This is a genomic window from Pseudomonas sp. IT-P2 (genome assembly GCF_949767575.1).
GTDB classification, from domain to species: Bacteria; Pseudomonadota; Gammaproteobacteria; order Pseudomonadales; family Pseudomonadaceae; genus Aquipseudomonas; species Aquipseudomonas pharyngis.
On the sequence record NZ_CATKQA010000033.1, the window covers coordinates 406965 to 422217 of the forward strand.

The 15253-nt window shown below is 61.1% G+C and carries 16 protein-coding genes; 3 read left to right on the top strand and 13 right to left on the bottom strand.

Going from position 1 to position 15253, the window contains the following annotated elements:
• Window positions 1–117: 117 nt before the first annotated feature.
• Window positions 118–1302, bottom strand: coding sequence for a Na+/H+ antiporter NhaA (gene nhaA / locus ACM6JM_RS18040; RefSeq protein ID WP_414882280.1), 1185 nt, complete (start codon window positions 1300–1302; stop codon window positions 118–120).
• A gap of 246 nt (window positions 1303–1548) precedes the next feature.
• Here nhaA and ACM6JM_RS18045 point away from each other — a divergent pair, with 246 nt between their 5' ends.
• Window positions 1549–2643, top strand: coding sequence for a PLP-dependent cysteine synthase family protein (locus ACM6JM_RS18045; RefSeq protein WP_414882281.1), 1095 nt, complete (start codon window positions 1549–1551; stop codon window positions 2641–2643).
• 51 nt (window positions 2644–2694) lie between these two features.
• Here ACM6JM_RS18045 and ACM6JM_RS18050 read toward each other — a convergent pair whose 3' ends face one another.
• The 3 genes from ACM6JM_RS18050 to ACM6JM_RS18060 form a co-directional block, all read right to left on the bottom strand.
• On the bottom strand, window positions 2695–4308 hold the full coding sequence (locus ACM6JM_RS18050; protein WP_414882282.1) for an NAD(P)/FAD-dependent oxidoreductase: 1614 nt from the start codon (window positions 4306–4308) through the stop codon (window positions 2695–2697).
• A 95-nt stretch (window positions 4309–4403) separates the two neighbouring features.
• Window positions 4404–5057: a COG3650 family protein gene (locus ACM6JM_RS18055; RefSeq protein WP_039771383.1), complete on the bottom strand. Its 654-nt coding sequence runs from the start codon at window positions 5055–5057 to the stop codon at window positions 4404–4406.
• Window positions 5058–5116: 59 nt separating this feature from the next.
• Window positions 5117–5716, bottom strand: a complete 600-nt coding sequence (locus ACM6JM_RS18060; RefSeq protein ID WP_414882283.1) for a short chain dehydrogenase — start codon at window positions 5714–5716, stop codon at window positions 5117–5119.
• Window positions 5717–5819: 103 nt separating this feature from the next.
• On the opposite strand from ACM6JM_RS18060, the gene ACM6JM_RS18065 reads away from it, so the two are divergent.
• On the top strand, window positions 5820–6728 hold the full coding sequence (locus ACM6JM_RS18065; protein WP_134334020.1) for a LysR family transcriptional regulator: 909 nt from the start codon (window positions 5820–5822) through the stop codon (window positions 6726–6728).
• On the opposite strand, the gene ACM6JM_RS18070 is transcribed toward ACM6JM_RS18065, so the two are convergent.
• The 9 genes from ACM6JM_RS18070 to ACM6JM_RS18110 all read right to left on the bottom strand — a co-directional run bounded on the left by ACM6JM_RS18070 (window position 6677) and on the right by ACM6JM_RS18110 (window position 14321).
• Window positions 6677–7192 (bottom strand): DoxX family protein, encoded by a 516-nt coding sequence (locus ACM6JM_RS18070; protein ID WP_134334019.1) that lies wholly within the window; start codon window positions 7190–7192, stop codon window positions 6677–6679. The two genes, ACM6JM_RS18065 and ACM6JM_RS18070, sit on opposite strands and share 52 nt — an antisense overlap.
• Window positions 7189–7947, bottom strand: coding sequence for a DUF2063 domain-containing protein (locus ACM6JM_RS18075; RefSeq protein WP_103386899.1), 759 nt, complete (start codon window positions 7945–7947; stop codon window positions 7189–7191). Before ACM6JM_RS18075 ends, ACM6JM_RS18070 begins: the two co-directional genes overlap by 4 nt.
• Window positions 7944–8831, bottom strand: a complete 888-nt coding sequence (locus ACM6JM_RS18080) for a DUF692 domain-containing protein (protein WP_414882284.1) — start codon at window positions 8829–8831, stop codon at window positions 7944–7946. Before ACM6JM_RS18080 ends, ACM6JM_RS18075 begins: the two co-directional genes overlap by 4 nt.
• A gap of 25 nt (window positions 8832–8856) precedes the next feature.
• Window positions 8857–9162, bottom strand: coding sequence for a DUF2282 domain-containing protein (locus ACM6JM_RS18085; RefSeq protein WP_011332799.1), 306 nt, complete (start codon window positions 9160–9162; stop codon window positions 8857–8859).
• A gap of 157 nt (window positions 9163–9319) precedes the next feature.
• Window positions 9320–10021 (bottom strand): ABC transporter ATP-binding protein, encoded by a 702-nt coding sequence (locus ACM6JM_RS18090; RefSeq protein ID WP_003222380.1) that lies wholly within the window; start codon window positions 10019–10021, stop codon window positions 9320–9322.
• The gene (livG, locus tag ACM6JM_RS18095) at window positions 10022–10789 is read right to left on the bottom strand and encodes a high-affinity branched-chain amino acid ABC transporter ATP-binding protein LivG (RefSeq protein ID WP_007959160.1); all 768 of its coding nucleotides are present in this window, start codon (window positions 10787–10789) and stop codon (window positions 10022–10024) included.
• A complete protein-coding gene (locus ACM6JM_RS18100) occupies window positions 10786–12042 on the bottom strand; it encodes a high-affinity branched-chain amino acid ABC transporter permease LivM (protein ID WP_039771392.1) in 1257 nt (418 codons plus the stop codon). The genes livG and ACM6JM_RS18100 overlap by 4 nt, the downstream gene beginning before the upstream one ends.
• On the bottom strand, window positions 12039–12962 hold the full coding sequence (gene livH / locus ACM6JM_RS18105) for a high-affinity branched-chain amino acid ABC transporter permease LivH (protein WP_007959165.1): 924 nt from the start codon (window positions 12960–12962) through the stop codon (window positions 12039–12041). Before livH ends, ACM6JM_RS18100 begins: the two co-directional genes overlap by 4 nt.
• Before the next feature lie 231 nt (window positions 12963–13193).
• Window positions 13194–14321: a branched-chain amino acid ABC transporter substrate-binding protein gene (locus tag ACM6JM_RS18110; protein WP_039771394.1), complete on the bottom strand. Its 1128-nt coding sequence runs from the start codon at window positions 14319–14321 to the stop codon at window positions 13194–13196.
• A gap of 352 nt (window positions 14322–14673) precedes the next feature.
• Here ACM6JM_RS18110 and ACM6JM_RS18115 point away from each other — a divergent pair, with 352 nt between their 5' ends.
• Window positions 14674–14979 (top strand): DUF2288 domain-containing protein, encoded by a 306-nt coding sequence (locus ACM6JM_RS18115; protein WP_210711111.1) that lies wholly within the window; start codon window positions 14674–14676, stop codon window positions 14977–14979.
• The last annotated feature ends 274 nt before the right edge of the window (window positions 14980–15253 follow it).

Consider the following 15253-nt stretch of genomic DNA (forward strand, 5'->3'; position numbering starts at 1 on the left):
ATTGTCCTTTCGTTCATGCATCGGCAACCCCTCGCAAGGGGCTGCACGACGTTAACGAAGCAGGAAAATCGTGGCTGTAGGACGTATCTCTAAAGACGTGGGGATTGTTCGCTACGGCTATCGCAGCGCGCTGTTCTTTCTGCTCGCCGCCAATGTCACCGCATAACCGATCAATGCCGCAAACACCGAGCCGGTGAGAATGCCCATTCGGTCCATCCCGGCGTATTCACTGGCGCCCGGCACGAAGGCGAGGGAGCCGACAAACAGGCTCATGGTGAAGCCGATCCCGCAGAGGATCGCCACGCCCAGCACCTGGCCCCAGTTGGCGCCTTGGGGCAGGCCGGCGATGCCGATTTTTACGGCGAGCCAGGTCAGGCCGAACACGCCGAGAGTCTTGCCCAGCAGCAGGCCGACGGCGATGCCCATCGGGACGTGGTGGGTGAAGCTTTCGGCGGTGACGCCAGTCAGCGACAGGCCGGCGTTGGCGAAGGCGAACAGCGGCAGAATGCCGTAGGCGACCCACGGGTGCAGCGCGTGTTCGAGGGCCAATAGCGGCGAAGGCTCGGCATTCTTGGTGCGCAGCGGGATGCAGAATGCCAGGGTTACGCCGGCCAGTGTGGCGTGGACACCGCTCTTGAGCACGCAGACCCAGAGAATCAAACCAATGATCATGTACGGCCCGAGCTTGACCACCCCGAGCCGGTTCATCGCCACCAGCGCCGCGATGCACGCCGCCGCCAGGCCCAGCGACAGGGTCGACAACTCACCGGAGTAAAAGATCGCAATGATCACGATGGCACCGAGGTCATCGATGATCGCCAGGGTCATCAGGAACAGCTTCAGCGACACCGGCACGCGCTTGCCGAGCAAGGCCAGTACGCCAAGGGCGAAGGCGATGTCGGTGGCGGTCGGAATCGCCCAGCCATCGAGGGCGGCCGGGTTGTCGCGGTTGAGGAACCAGTAGATCAGTGCCGGCACCAGCATGCCGCCGATCGCCGCCGCACCGGGCAGGACGATCTGCGACGGCTTGGACAACTGACCGTCGAGGACTTCGCGCTTCACTTCCAGGCCGATCAGCAGGAAGAACAGCGCCATCAGGCCGTCGTTGATCCACAGCAGCAGAGGCTTGGCGATTTTCAATGCGCCGATCTGCGCCACCACCGGGGTGTCGAGCAGGCCGTTGTACAACCACGACAGCGGCGAGTTGTTGATGATCAGAGCCAGGATGGCTGCGGCGATCAGTAACAGACCGCTGGCAGCTTCCAACTGAAAGAAACGCGTGAAAGTGCTACGCAGAGGCAAGGTCGCTCTCCATCGATAAAGTCAAAAGGTGGCACACCCTAACCCGTACCGTTAGTTGTTAAAACAAAAGTTATATTCTTTTTTGTTATATATGATTGCAGGGCATCGGCCCCACGTGCAGGAGAGCCTAGCAGTTGCCCAAGGGATTGAAGTTCAGCTGTATCTGTCGGTGCCGTAGGTTTTTTCCTAAGCTTGGGGGCTGAGCCTGTGAAGGCACTTCTGCCCGATTCAACGAGAACGACAGCCATGAGCGACAACCGACAGTGGGCCCGCGAAGCCATCCGGATCATCGAAGCGGACTTCCAGCGCAGCGCCGACACCCACCTGATCCCCTTGCCGCTGCCGGGTTTTCCGGGCATCGAGTTGTATTTCAAGGACGAGTCCAGCCACCCGACCGGCAGCCTCAAGCATCGACTGGCCCGTTCGCTGTTTCTCTACGCCTTGTGTAACGGCTGGCTCAAGCCCGGCGCGCCGGTGATCGAGGCGTCCAGTGGTTCGACGGCGATTTCCGAAGCGTACTTCGCGCGGATGCTCGGCCTGCCGTTCATTGCGGTGATGCCGGCGACCACTTCCAAGGAAAAGATTGCGCAGATCGCCTTCTACGGTGGCCAGAGTCATCTGGTGGATGATCCGACCCAGATCTACGCCGAATCCGAACGCCTGGCCCGCGAACACGACGGTCACTTCATCGACCAGTTCACCTACGCCGAACGCGCCACTGACTGGCGGGCGAACAACAACATCGCCGAATCGATCTTCCAGCAAATGCGCTACGAACAGCATCCATGCCCGGCCTGGCTGATCTCCAGCCCCGGCACCGGCGGTACCACCGCGACCCTCGGGCGTTACGTGCGTTATCGCCAGCACTGCACCCGCGTGCTGTGCGCTGATGCCGAGCGTTCGGTGTTCTTCGATTTTTACCAGACTGGCGACGCGAGTTTGCGTCTGGACCACGGTTCGCGGATCGAAGGCATCGGCCGGCCTCGGGTGGAGGCGTCGTTCCTGCCCAAGGTGATCGACGCGATGGTCAAGGTGCCGGATTCGTTGTCGCTGGCGGCCATGCATTACCTGGCGCAGCGTCTGGGCCGGCATGTGGGCGGGTCGAGCGGTACCAACCTGATCGGCGCGCTGATGGCGGCGCAGCAGATGAAAGCGGCGGGGGAGTCAGGCTCGATCGTGGCGATCCTGTGCGATGGTGGCGAGCGCTATGCGGACACCTATTACGATCAGGCGTGGCTCAAGGCGCAGGGCTATGAGCTGGAGGGATTGATGGCGGCTGTAGCGGCGAGTGCCGAGAGGGGTGAGGCGCTGCCGACCTCGGTTCTGCGCGCCAATATTTGATACACCCGGAACCTGATGTGGGAGCAAGCCCGCTCCCACAATTTTCCGGTGTCAGGCCTCGAGACCGAGGATGTCACGCGCCACGGCTTCCGCAATCCGAATCCCGTCAACACCCGCCGACAGAATCCCGCCCGCATAACCCGCGCCTTCACCGGCCGGGAACAGCCCTTTGACGTTCATGCTCTGCAGCGCCTCGTTACGCGTGATGCGCAGCGGTGACGAGGTGCGGGTCTCGATTCCGGTCAGCACTGCATCGTGCAGCGAATAACCGCGTATCTGCTTCTCGAACGCTGGCAGTGCTTCGCGGATCGCTTCGATGGCGAAGTCCGGCAGGGCAAGGGCCAGATCGCCCAGTGCCACGCCCGGTTTGTACGACGGCTCGACTTCGCCCAGTTCGGTCGAAGGAATGTCGTTGATGAAGTCGCCGACCAGTTGCGCCGGCGCCTTGTAGTCGCTGCCGCCGAGGATGAAGGCGTGGGACTCCAGACGTTCCTGCAACTCGATCCCCGCCAGCGGGCCGCCCGGATAATCGACTTCCGGGGTGATGCCGACGACGATGCCGGAGTTGGCGTTGCGCTCGTTACGCGAGTACTGGCTCATGCCGTTGGTGACCACGCGGTTCGGCTCGGAGGTCGCCGCCACCACGGTGCCGCCCGGGCACATGCAGAAGCTGTAGACCGAACGGCCGTTCTTGGCGTGGTGCACCAGTTTGTAGTCGGCGGCTCCCAACTTGGGGTGGCCGGCGTACTTGCCCAGACGCGCACGGTCGATCAGCGATTGCGGGTGCTCGATCCGGAAACCCACCGAGAACGGCTTGGCTTCCATGAACACGCCACGGCTGTGGAGCATGCGGAAGGTGTCGCGGGCACTGTGGCCGAGGGCCAGGACCACGTGTTTCGAATGCAGGATTTCGCCGCTGGCCAGCTCGACGCCGACCAGTTGGCCGTCTTCGATCAGCACGTCGGTGACGCGTTCCTGGAAGCGCACTTCACCGCCGAGGGCGCGGATTTCTTCGCGCATGGTCTCGACCATGCCGGTCAGACGGAACGTACCGATGTGCGGTTTGCTGACGTAGAGGATTTCTTCCGGCGCACCGGCCTTGACGAACTCGTGCAGGACTTTACGGCCGAGGAATTTCGGATCCTTGATCTGGCTGTACAGCTTGCCGTCGGAGAACGTGCCCGCGCCGCCTTCGCCGAACTGCACGTTGGACTCGGGGTTGAGCACGCTTTTGCGCCACAGGCCCCAGGTGTCCTTGGTGCGCTGGCGCACTTCGGTGCCGCGTTCGAGGATGATCGGCTTGAAGCCCATCTGCGCCAGCAGCAGGCCGGCGAAGATCCCGCACGGACCGAAACCGACCACGATCGGGCGCTGGCTCAGGTCGCTCGGCGCCTGGCCGACGAATTTGTAGCTGACATCCGGCGCCACGTTGACGTTACGGTCGTCGGCGAACTTGCCCAACACTTTGGCCTCGTCGCGCACTTCGAGGTCGATGGTGTAGATGAAGCACAGTTCGGAGGACTTTTTGCGCGCATCGTAGCTGCGCTTGAACAAGGTGAAGTCGAGCAGGTCATCGCTGGCAATGCCCAGGCGTTGCACGATGGCAGCGCGCAGGTCTTCGTCGGGATGGTCGATCGGCAGCTTGAGTTCGGTGATTCGTAACATGACAGGATCCGGTTCGCGGGGCGCACAACTGCGCCAGGGCGTTTGAAGGCGGCGATTATAAGCCGCATCGGCCGGATCCCGTGAGGGTAAAACGATCAGTCGTTGCGCGAGCCGCCGAAATACCCGCAACCACGCTGCACCTTGCCGTCGATACGCAGCTCGGCGCTCATGTGCTGCACGCTGCCGGTGCTGCTGTCGACACAGCGCTGCGGCGCCACCCACAGTTCGATGCGCTGGTTGTTGGCTTCGCTGCTGAGGTTGAAGCGGCCATCGCCCAATTGTTCTTCGACGTAAGGCACGGCGAGCGGCGGCTGGCCTTCGCGGTCGATGACCAGGCCCTTGCCGCTGACCTTGACGTTCCATTCCGGGCCATGGCCGGCGGCGCGCAGGATCAGCTGTTTGAAGTTGGGATCGTCGCAGGCAGTGCCGGAGCGTTCGACGCGATAAAGCTGGGTCAGGTCGAGGCGGTCGCCGGCGATCTTTCCGCGTACGTCGGCGAACAGTTTGCCCTGCTCATCGGCCAGCGTGGCGGCCTCTTGCAGGACGCTGGTGCCGCCGATGTCATTGACTACGTATTGGCGCTGCTCGCCGCAGGCCTGGAACACCAGTTTGCCGTCGGCAGCGGTCAGTTGCCCCTGCATCCGCGTCTGGCCGACGTGGGAGGCGCTTTCCCGCGCCCCATCGAACAACTGGCACGCGGCAAACAACGGGAGCAGGGCAACAACGATCAGGGAACGGGCAACACGCATCTTCGGCTCTCCAGACAAGTGCCGCCACGTTACGCAGGCTGACCGTTCATCACAAGGGTTTAGCCCACGTGAAATGTCTGACCTGTCTGCAAGCCTTCGACACTCTTGGCGTAGGCCAATGCCACATCCGCCGCAGGAACCGGCTTGTAGCCACGGAAGTACGGGGCGTAGCTGCCCATGGCTTCGACCAGCACGGTCGGGCTGATCGAGTTCACGCGCAGACCGCGTGGCAGCTCGATGGCGGCGGCGCGCACGAAGCTGTCCAGCGCGCCGTTGACCAGTGCAGCCGAGGCGCCGCTGCGGATCGGATCGTGGCTGAGCACGCCGGTGGTGAAGGTGAACGAGGCGCCGTCGTTGGCGAATTCGCGGCCGATCAGCAGCAGATTGACCTGGCCCATCAACTTGTCTTTCAGACCGAGGGCGAAGCTGTCTTCGGTCATTTCACCCAGTGGGGCGAAGGTCACGTTGCCGGCGGCGCAGACCAGCGCGTCGAACTTGCCGGTCTGTTCGAACAGCTTGCGAATCGATGCGCTGTCGCTGATATCCACCTGATAATCGCCACTGCTGCGACCGATGCGAATGATTTCATGACGCTGCGACAGCTCTTTGTCCACGGCCGAACCGATGGTGCCGCCCGCGCCGATCAACAGAATTTTCATCGTGATTGCCTCAAGTGATTGAACGAGGTTTCAGTCTAGAGTGGTTTTTTCTGCGGATAAGCGCACTAATGGGCAACCTTTGGTTTTCAAATGGAAACAATCCATGAGCGAGATGGATGATCTGGCGGCGTTCGCGGTGTTGATCGAGGCGGGCAGCTTTACCCTGGCGGCGCAGCAACTGGGGTGCAGCAAGGGGCAGTTGTCCAAGCGCATCAGTCAGCTGGAGGCGCGGTTTTCCGTGGTGTTGCTGCAACGCACCACGCGTCGGCTGAGCCTGACAGCGGCCGGCGCGGCGTTATTGCCACAGGCTCAGGCACTTGTAGTCCAGGTGGAGCGAGCCCGTCAGGCTTTGGCGCGATTGAAGGACGACATGGCCGGCCCGGTGCGTATGACGGTTCCGGTGTCGCTGGGGGAAACCTTCTTCGACGGTCTGCTGCTGGAGTTTTCCCGGAAATACCCTGAAGTGCAGATCGAACTGGAGCTGAGCAACAGCTACCGAGACCTGTCCCGCGAAGGTTTCGATCTGGCGATCCGCACCGAAGTGGCCAATGATGAGCGACTGGTGGCCAGGCCGTTGCTGGCCTGGCAGGAAATGACCTGCGCCAGCCCTGAATATCTGCAGCGCTTTGGCGAACCGCTGACGCCGCAGGCGCTGGCCGAACACCGTTGCCTGCTCAACAGTCACTACAGCGGTCGCGAGGAATGGCTTTATCACCAGCAGCATGAACTGCTGCGGGTGCGGGTGTCGGGGCCGTTCGCCAGCAATCACTACAACCTGTTGAAGAAAGCCGCTCTGGCTGGCGCCGGCATTGCCCGCCTGCCTTCCTATCTGCTGCAGGCGGAATTGGCTGACGGCCGATTGCGCTGGCTCCTTCGCGATTTTCAGACCCGCCGCATGCCGATGTACCTGGTGCATCCGTACCAGGGCGGGTTACCGAAACGCACCCAAGTGCTGGCGGATTATCTGATCGGCTGGTTCAAGCTCAGCGGCGAGGCGCTGGACCGGTTGTAGTGCCGGGCGATCAGGTGGTCGATCGACAGTTTGCCCGGTCCGGTGGCCATCAGGTACAGCAACACCGCCATCCAGGCGCCGTGGGTCGGGTAGGCATCCGGATACACGAACAGCTGAATGGTCAGGGTCATGCCCAGCAATGCCAACGCCGAAAAGCGCGTGGCGAAGCCGATGAGGATCAGGATCGGGAAAAAGTGTTCGGCGAACGCTGCCAGATGCGCGGCGATTTCCGGCGACAGCAGCGGCACGGGGTATTCGCTCTTGAACAGTGGAATCGTCGAGTCGGCCAGGCGCGGCCAGCCGAACTCGAAGGTGCCGTCGATCAGGTCGACGGCCAGCCCTTCGACCTTGGTCTGCCCGGATTTCCAGAACACCGCCGCGATGGAAAAACGCGCGATGAAAGCGATCAGACTGTGGGGGATTTTTTCCAGCAGCGCGATGGCGCGGACAATGAGGCTGTTCATGACGACACCTTTGGATGGAAATGAGTGATGACTTGGCGACTGATCAGCAGGGCGAGGGTCTGGCTGAGGTCGAAGGCCTCGGCGGATTCCAGTGCCCGGGTCAGTGACAGACCGGCCTTGAGCTGGCGAATGAACTGGCTGGCGCCGAGCTCCACGGCGAACACCTCGACCTCCAGTCCGTTGCGCAGGATCAGCGCGTGTTGGGCGTGATTGAGATCGATCCCGGCCAGGGTCGCGTCGTGCTGATGCGCGGCCCAGATGTCCACCACGGCGAAGTTTGAATCGAGCAGATACAGCGAAGGGTGCAGGCCAATGCGCAGTTCATTCAGCGCATCGGCATCTGCGAATACGGCAGCGATCCGCTCCTGACTCAGAGGCAACGCATCGGCCGCGTGATAGGCCAGCGTACGCAGGCGTTCCAGCCTTGCGACGTCGGCCAGATAGGGAACGCTCGAGGCTGGTTCGAAGCCTCTGAGGAAATCCTCCAGCTCACTGCCGTAGTCGCTCATCAACGGACTGTGGGGCGGACGGCTTTGCACGAAAATTCCGGCCATGGCCCGGAAGAATTCGTCCCCCACCAGCTGCATCACCACGGGATAACTGTCGGCCAGTGCATTGATCAACGAACCCTGCACGTTGTTGCGGTACACCGCGAAACGGCTGGCCGGATCGGCGCCGTTGGCACTGCACAAACCCTCGGGGCAGGGCAGGTCGATATCGAGCAACGCTGCGCTGAATGCGGCTTGAGTGTTCATGGCCGACCTCCCGCGCACAGCAACAGCTCATCGGCCTGATGCGCTTCGGCCAACAGCACCTTGAAGGCCGGCACCTGATTGTCCCGTTCGATCAGCGTCGCCACCGGGCCGGCACGTTCCAGCGCTTTTCGATACAACGACCAGACGGCTTGATCGATAGGCGCGCCGTGATCGTCGATCAGCAAGCGATCACCGAGGCTGTCGGAATCTTCGGCAAACCCCGCCAGATGAACCTCGCCTACCGCGTGCAGCGGCAGTGCATCGAGGTAAGTCAGGGGATCGCGCTGATGGTTGATGCACGAGACGTAGACATTGTTCACGTCCAGCAACAGCCCGCAGCCAGTGCGCCGGATGACTTCACGGATGAAATCGGCTTCGTCGATGGTCGAGCGCTGGAACGCCAGATAGGTCGCCGGGTTTTCCAGCAACATCGGGCGTTTGAGAGTGTTCTGCACCTGATCGATGTGGTCGCAGACGCGGTTCAGCGTCGGCGTGTCGTAAGCCAGGGGCAGCAGGTCATTAAGGAACACCGGGCCATGGCTCGACCAGGCCAGGTGTTCGGAAAAGGAGTGGGGTTGATAGCGCTCGATCAGCGCGGCCAGGCGTTTGAGGTGCTGGACATCCAGCGGGCCTTCGGCACCGATGGACAGCCCGACCCCATGCAGCGACAGCGGATACGCCTCGCGGATCAAACCCAGAAAGTGGTGAAACGGTCCGCCGGCCACCATGTAGTTTTCGGCGTGGACTTCGAAGAAACCGATGTCCGGACGTGAGTCGAGCACTTCGCTGAAGTGCTCGCTCTTGAGCCCCAGCCCGGCACGGGACGGGAGCCCGGTGAGGGCTGCCCGAGTGCGGCGCAAGGCATGGTCGCAGGATGTGATCATGATCGACACTCGGGCGGCTCCCGGATCAGGACTTGGCTTTGAACGCTTCGAGCTGACCGAAACCGGTCGGCGAGGTTTTGCTTTCAGTGGTGGTGCAGGTGCCTTTCGGGACCAGTTTCCAGGCGTTGGCCTGATGATCCATTTTCGCGGTGCCGGCACAGGTGGTGCCCGCGCCTGCGGCGCAATCGTTCTTGCCTTTCATGGCCACGCCGAAGCATTTTTCCATGTTGTCGTCAGCGGCGTGGGCGGTGGAGACGGCAGCGATGCTCAGGGCGGAACCGAGGGCAAGAACCAGGGCGGTGGCGGACAGGGTGCGGGTGGTAGCAGTCATGATGTTTCTCCGGTTTGAACTTGGGTTTGAACAAGCGATTGCGCTTGCTTGCCCCACTAGAGAAACGACTCGGCGATGCGTTACAGCGATCGGTAAAAGTTTTTTGCCGGGCACAAAAAAAACGGCCCGAAGGCCGTTTTTTGTTTGAAGCGATCGATCAACCGCCGAGGTACGCCTCGCGTACTTTCGGGTCGGTCAGCAGCGCTTCACCGGTGCCTTGCATCACCACCCGGCCGTTCTCCAGAACGTACGCACGGTCGGCGATTTTCAGCGCCTGGTTGGCGTTCTGCTCGACCAGGAACACCGTCACACCGTCCTTGCGCAGCTGTTCGATGATGTCGAAAATCTGCTGGATGATGATCGGTGCCAGGCCCAGCGACGGCTCGTCGAGCAACAGCAGTTTCGGCTTGCTCATCAGCGCACGGCCGATAGCGAGCATTTGCTGTTCGCCGCCGGACATGGTGCCGCCGCGCTGGTTGAAGCGTTCTTTCAGGCGTGGGAAAAGTCCGAGAACCTTGTCCATCTGTTCCTGATAGTCGCCCTTGTCGGTGAAGAATCCGCCCATGGACAGGTTTTCTTCGACGGTCAGACGGGCAAACACCCGACGACCTTCCGGCACCACGGCGATGCTCTTGCGCATGATCTGCGACGAGTCCTGGCCGACCAGTTCCTCACCCATGTAGCGGATGCTGCCGCTGTGGGCCTGCGGCGAACCGCACAGCGTCATCAGCAGCGTGGACTTGCCGGCACCGTTGGCGCCGATCAGGGTCACGATCTCGCCCTGGCGGACTTCGACGTTGACGCTGTGCAGGGCCTGGATCTTGCCGTAGAAGGTGGAAACGTTTTCGAACTGCAGCATTTACGCTTCCCCCAGGTAGGCTTTGATCACTTCAGGATTGTCGCGGATCTGTTCCGGCGTGCCGTCGGCCAGGGGCGTGCCCTGGTTGATTACGACGATGTGGTCGGAAATGCTCATGACCAGTTTCATGTCGTGTTCGATCAGCAGCACGGTCACGTTGTGCTCTTCACGCAGCACGCTGATCAGCGCCTTGAGGTCTTCGGTTTCCTTCGGGTTCAGGCCGGCGGCCGGTTCGTCGAGCATGAGGATCCGCGGACGGGTCATCATGCAGCGGGCGATTTCCAGACGACGCTGCTGACCGTAGGCCAGGGTGCCGGCGGGGCGGTTGGCAAACTCTTTCAGGTTGACCTTTTCCAGCCAGTACTCGGCGAACTCCATGGCCTCGCGCTCGCTCTTGCGAAACGCCGGGGTCTTGAACAGGCCGGACAGGAAGTTGGTGTTCAGGTGACGGTGCTGGGCGATCAACAGGTTCTCGACCGCCGTCATGTCCTTGAACAACCGCACGTTCTGGAAGGTGCGCACCACGCCCTTGAGGGCGATCTTGTGGCCCGGCAGGCCGTGAATCGGCTCGCCGTCCAGCAGGATGCTGCCGCCCGATGGCTGGTAGAAACCGGTCAGGCAGTTGAACACGGTGGTCTTGCCGGCGCCGTTCGGCCCGATCAGTGCCACCACCTGTTTTTCCTTCACGGTCAGGGCCACGCCGTTGACCGCCAGCAGGCCGCCGAAGCGCATGCTCAGATTTTCGACTTTCAGGATCTCGCGGCTCATTTGCGCAGCTCCATGTGAGGACGTTGCATGGGCAGCAGACCTTGAGGTCGCCAGATCATCATCAGCACCATCAGGGCGCCGAACATCAACATGCGGTACTCACTGAACTCACGCATCATTTCCGGCAGCAGGATCATCACCACGGCCGCGAGAATCACGCCCAACTGCGAGCCCATGCCACCCAGCACCACGATGGCGAGGATGATGGCGGACTCGATGAAGGTGAACGATTCCGGCGTCACCAGACCCTGACGGGCGGCGAAGAAGCTGCCGGCGAAACCGGCGAAGCTCGCGCCCAGGGTGAACGCCGAGAGCTTGATCACGGTCGGGTTGAGACCCAGCGCGCGGCAGGCGATTTCATCTTCACGCAGTGCTTCCCACGCACGGCCGATCGGCATGCGCAGCAGGCGGTTGATGATGAACAGCGCCGCCAGCGCCAGCAGCAGGGCAACCAGGTAGAGGAAGATCACCTTGTTGATCGAGTTGTATTGCAGGCCGAAATATTCGTGGAAGGTTTGCAGGCCTTCCGCAGCCTTGCGTTCGAAGGTCAGGCCGAAGAACGTCGGTTTCTCGATGTTGCTGATGCCGTTCGGGCCGCCGGTGATGTCGGTCAGGTTACGCAGGAACAGGCGGATGATTTCCCCGAAACCGAGGGTCACGATCGCCAGGTAGTCGCCGCGCAGACGCAACACCGGGAAGCCGAGCAGGAAGCCGAACGTCGCCGCCATCAGGCCGGCGATCGGCAGGCAGATCCAGAAGCTCAGGCCGTAGTAGTGCGACAGCAGCGCGTAGCTGTAGGCGCCGACGGCGTAGAAACCGACGTAACCCAGGTCGAGCAGACCGGCCAGACCGACCACGATGTTCAGGCCCAGGCCGAGCATCACGTAGATCAGGATCAGCGTCGCGATGTCCACCGCGCCACGGGAGCCGAAGAACGGCCACACCAGCGCACCGATGATCAGCGCGATGATGAAGTAGCGCTGGGTGGAAGGCAGGGTCAGGAAGTTGCTGGCCTTGGCCGGGATCAGCGGCATGCCCGGCGAAGAACGCCACGCCTTGCTGATCTGCTGGTTGAACAGCACCCGCAGGAACATCAGCACCGAGCAGATGGCGATGGTCGCCAGAATGGCCGGGCTGGTGTTGTGCACTTCCAGGTTGATGCCGACGATGGTCAGTTTCAGACCCAGTACCGGATAGGCCACGGCCCAGACCAGCAAGGCGCTGAACAGCGCCTGTTTAAGATTCCTAGTCATACTTTCTCAACCTCCGGACGGCCCAGAATGCCGGTCGGACGGAACAACAGCACCAGAACCAACAAGCCGAAAGCCACGACGTCCTTGTACTGGTCGCCGAAGATATCGGCGCCAAAGGCCTCCGCCACCCCGAGCACCAGCCCGCCGAGCATGGCGCCGGGGATGCTGCCGATTCCGCCCAGTACCGCGGCGGTGAAGGCCTTGAGGCCGACCAGGAAACCGGCGTTCGGGTTGATCACGCCGTATTGCATGCTCAGCAGCACGGCCGCGACGGCCGCCAGCGCAGCACCGATGACGAAGGTCAGGGCGATGATGTTGTTGGTGTTGATGCCCAGCAGGTTGGCCATCTTGATGTCTTCGGCGCAGGCGCGGCAGGCGCGGCCCAGGCGAGAGCGGGAGATGAACAGCGTGAGGCCGAGCATGGCGATCAGGGTCACCACGAACACCACGATTTGCATGTAGGAAATCAGCACTTCATGTGCGCCACCCGGGCCGAAGGCGAAGTTGCCCGGAATCAGGTTGGGGATTGCTTTGTCCTTGGAGTCTTGCGCCAGCAGAACCGTGTTCTGCAGGAAGATCGACATACCGATCGCGGAAATCAGCGGGATCAGACGGTTGCTGCCGCGCAACGGGCGGTAGGCAATGCGTTCGATGCTGTAACCGTAGGAACTGGTGACGACGATGCTGGCGATGAACGCCACGGTCATCAACAGCGGGACGCTTTCGAGTCCCATCATGGTCAGCCCGGCGATGGCGATGAACGCCACGTAGGAACCGATCATGTACACCTCGCCGTGGGCGAAGTTGATCATTCCAATGATGCCGTAGACCATCGTGTAGCCGATGGCGATCAGGGCATACATGCTGCCAACGTTCAAGCCGTTAACCAGCTGTTGGAAGAAGTGATAGATGTCAGGCATTACAGCGCTCCTAAAAACCTGATACGCATTTCACTGGTGGAGTCATTTTCCCGCCCGGTCCCGTGGATCTTTATCCACTTCGAATCCGGGTTTTGCCAGCGAACCGCTGATGACGGTTTTGAGATTTTCAGGTGGGGAGACTGGCGGATCACGCCAGCGCGGCCCAATACATTCGTAAAACAAAGCCCACGGCACGCCGTGGGCTTTATTGGCAGTCAGTCAGGCAGCGCCTTACTGAGGCGACACTTCGGTTTTAGGTTTGCCGTTGTGCCACTCGTAAACCACGAATTTGAAGTCCTTCAGGTCGCCCTTGTCGTCGAAGCTCAGGTCGCCGGTAGGTGTCTTGAAGGTGCCTTTGTGGATGGCTTCAGCCACTTTGGCAGCATCTTCGGACTTGGCAGCCTTGATACCTTCGGCAATCACTTCAACGGCCGAGTAGGACGGGAACACGAACGGACCGCTCGGGTCTTCTTTCTTGGCCTTGAATGCATCGGCCAGGGCCACGTTGGCCGGATCCTGGTCGAAGGATTTCGGCAGGGTCACCAGCAGGCCTTCGGACGCGTCCTTGGCGATCTGGGTGATCGAGTCGTTACCCACGCCTTCCGGACCCATGAATTTGGCTTTCAGGCCTTTTTCCTGGGCTTGACGCAGGATCAGGCCCAGCTCCGGGTGGTAGCCGCCGTAGTAGACGAAGTCGACGTTGGCTTGCTTGAGCTTGGCGATGATCGCGGAGAAGTCCTTGTCGCCGGCGTTGACGCCTTCGAACACGGCAACCTTGGTGCCTTTCTTCTCGAGGGTGGATTTGACGGCGGTGGCGATGCCTTCACCGTACTGCTGCTTGTCGTGCAGCACGCCGACGATTTTCGGCTTCACGTGATCGGCAATGTAGTTACCGGCGGCAGGGCCCTGGGCGCTGTCCAGACCGATGGTGCGGAAGACCATTTTGTAACCACGGTTGGTGATGTCCGGGCTGGTGGCAGCCGGGGTGATCATGATCACGCCTTCGTCTTCGTAGATGTCCGAAGCAGGCTGGGTGGAGCTGGAGCACAGGTGACCGACCACGAACTTGACGCCGTCGTTGACGACCTTGTTCGCGACCGCTACCGCTTGTTTGGGATCGCAGGCGTCATCGTATTCAACGGCTTCGAGCTTCTTGCCGTCGACGCCGCCCTTGGCGTTGATCTGCTCGATGGCCATTTTCGCGCCACTGAACTGCATGTCGCCGTACTGGGCTACTGGACCGGTTTTAGGGCCGGCGATACCGATCTTGATGGTGTCAGCTGCGAACGAATGGCTGGCAACCCCGGCCAGAACCATAGCGGCAAACAGTTTGGAAATCTGCTTAGTAGCCTTAGTCATAGTGCTCCACTCTTACTGTTGTATTTTTTTAGAGTCCTGACGCCGTAGCAGCAGAACCGGGACAGATATCTGGGCGATACCCTCCGGAAAAGCCCCCGGCAACTGTACCGGTACAGTGTAGAGCGCCGGTTGTTGGCCTGGGAAGCTGGCGCCAGGGGGCAAAACCTGAGGGTGTCGCTTTAATGAAAGAAAAAGACAGAATTGCGGCGGGACGTTCAGAGGGCTTATGCCCCAATCATCAGCATTCCTTGGCGTTCCTGCTCTTTTCGTTCGGTACGGCCTTTTGCAACCGGGTTTTTCTGCCGGACCACCGACGTTATCATTCGCGCCGATTTCTTTTCCGGACAGTCCCATGAATCAAGAACCTAGCACCCTCTATGCCAAGCTGCTTGGTGAAACCGCATCTATTACCTGGAAAGAGTTGGAGCGCTTCTACGCCCAGGGTGCCCTATTGTGGGTCGACGCCGGCCTGGATTTGATCGCGGTCGCTGAGGCCGTGGCGTCGGATCAGGGCGAGAAAGTCGCTGCCTGGCTGGCCGAAGACAAGGTCGCCAAGCTGTCTGAAACGCGGGCGCTGGATATCTTCGAGCGTGATCCCGAGATGTGGGCGGTGGTAGTCCGGCCGTGGATCCTGATCCAGGAAAGGGCAGTGGTTTAATGGTTTGCACTTTATTGGTGCGAGCTGTGATCGCGAAAAAGTGTGTAGCGGAGTAGCGTGATGGCCGATTGCCGTAGAGAAATGCCACAGGCGGGGGTGGCATAACGGTGACGTAAACGTAACGGGCACAGTTCAGTGAGCAGCCTGACGGCTGCTTAATTGTTTCGGGATGTTGGAAAAACTGAATAAACCGGGAATTTGAGCGCCTTATCGCGAGCAGGCTCGCTCCCACAGGAAATGCATTCCATTGTGGGAGCGAGCCTGCTCGCGATGG

Bases quoted from the DNA above. Each gene is read 5' to 3' on its own strand.
- ACM6JM_RS18045 (WP_414882281.1), top strand. From the start codon at position 1,549: ATGAGCGACAACCGACAGTGGGCCCGCGAAGCCATCCGGATCATCGAA.
- ACM6JM_RS18050 (WP_414882282.1), bottom strand. From the start codon at position 4,308: ATGTTACGAATCACCGAACTCAAGCTGCCGATCGACCATCCCGACGAA.
- ACM6JM_RS18055 (WP_039771383.1), bottom strand. From the start codon at position 5,057: ATGCGTGTTGCCCGTTCCCTGATCGTTGTTGCCCTGCTCCCGTTGTTT.
- ACM6JM_RS18060 (WP_414882283.1), bottom strand. From the start codon at position 5,716: ATGAAAATTCTGTTGATCGGCGCGGGCGGCACCATCGGTTCGGCCGTG.
- ACM6JM_RS18065 (WP_134334020.1), top strand. From the start codon at position 5,820: ATGAGCGAGATGGATGATCTGGCGGCGTTCGCGGTGTTGATCGAGGCG.
- ACM6JM_RS18070 (WP_134334019.1), bottom strand. From the start codon at position 7,192: ATGAACAGCCTCATTGTCCGCGCCATCGCGCTGCTGGAAAAAATCCCC.
- ACM6JM_RS18075 (WP_103386899.1), bottom strand. From the start codon at position 7,947: ATGAACACTCAAGCCGCATTCAGCGCAGCGTTGCTCGATATCGACCTG.
- ACM6JM_RS18080 (WP_414882284.1), bottom strand. From the start codon at position 8,831: ATGATCACATCCTGCGACCATGCCTTGCGCCGCACTCGGGCAGCCCTC.
- ACM6JM_RS18085 (WP_011332799.1), bottom strand. From the start codon at position 9,162: ATGACTGCTACCACCCGCACCCTGTCCGCCACCGCCCTGGTTCTTGCC.
- ACM6JM_RS18090 (WP_003222380.1), bottom strand. From the start codon at position 10,021: ATGCTGCAGTTCGAAAACGTTTCCACCTTCTACGGCAAGATCCAGGCC.
- livG (WP_007959160.1), bottom strand. From the start codon at position 10,789: ATGAGCCGCGAGATCCTGAAAGTCGAAAATCTGAGCATGCGCTTCGGC.
- ACM6JM_RS18100 (WP_039771392.1), bottom strand. From the start codon at position 12,042: ATGACTAGGAATCTTAAACAGGCGCTGTTCAGCGCCTTGCTGGTCTGG.
- livH (WP_007959165.1), bottom strand. From the start codon at position 12,962: ATGCCTGACATCTATCACTTCTTCCAACAGCTGGTTAACGGCTTGAAC.
- ACM6JM_RS18110 (WP_039771394.1), bottom strand. From the start codon at position 14,321: ATGACTAAGGCTACTAAGCAGATTTCCAAACTGTTTGCCGCTATGGTT.
- ACM6JM_RS18115 (WP_210711111.1), top strand. From the start codon at position 14,674: ATGAATCAAGAACCTAGCACCCTCTATGCCAAGCTGCTTGGTGAAACC.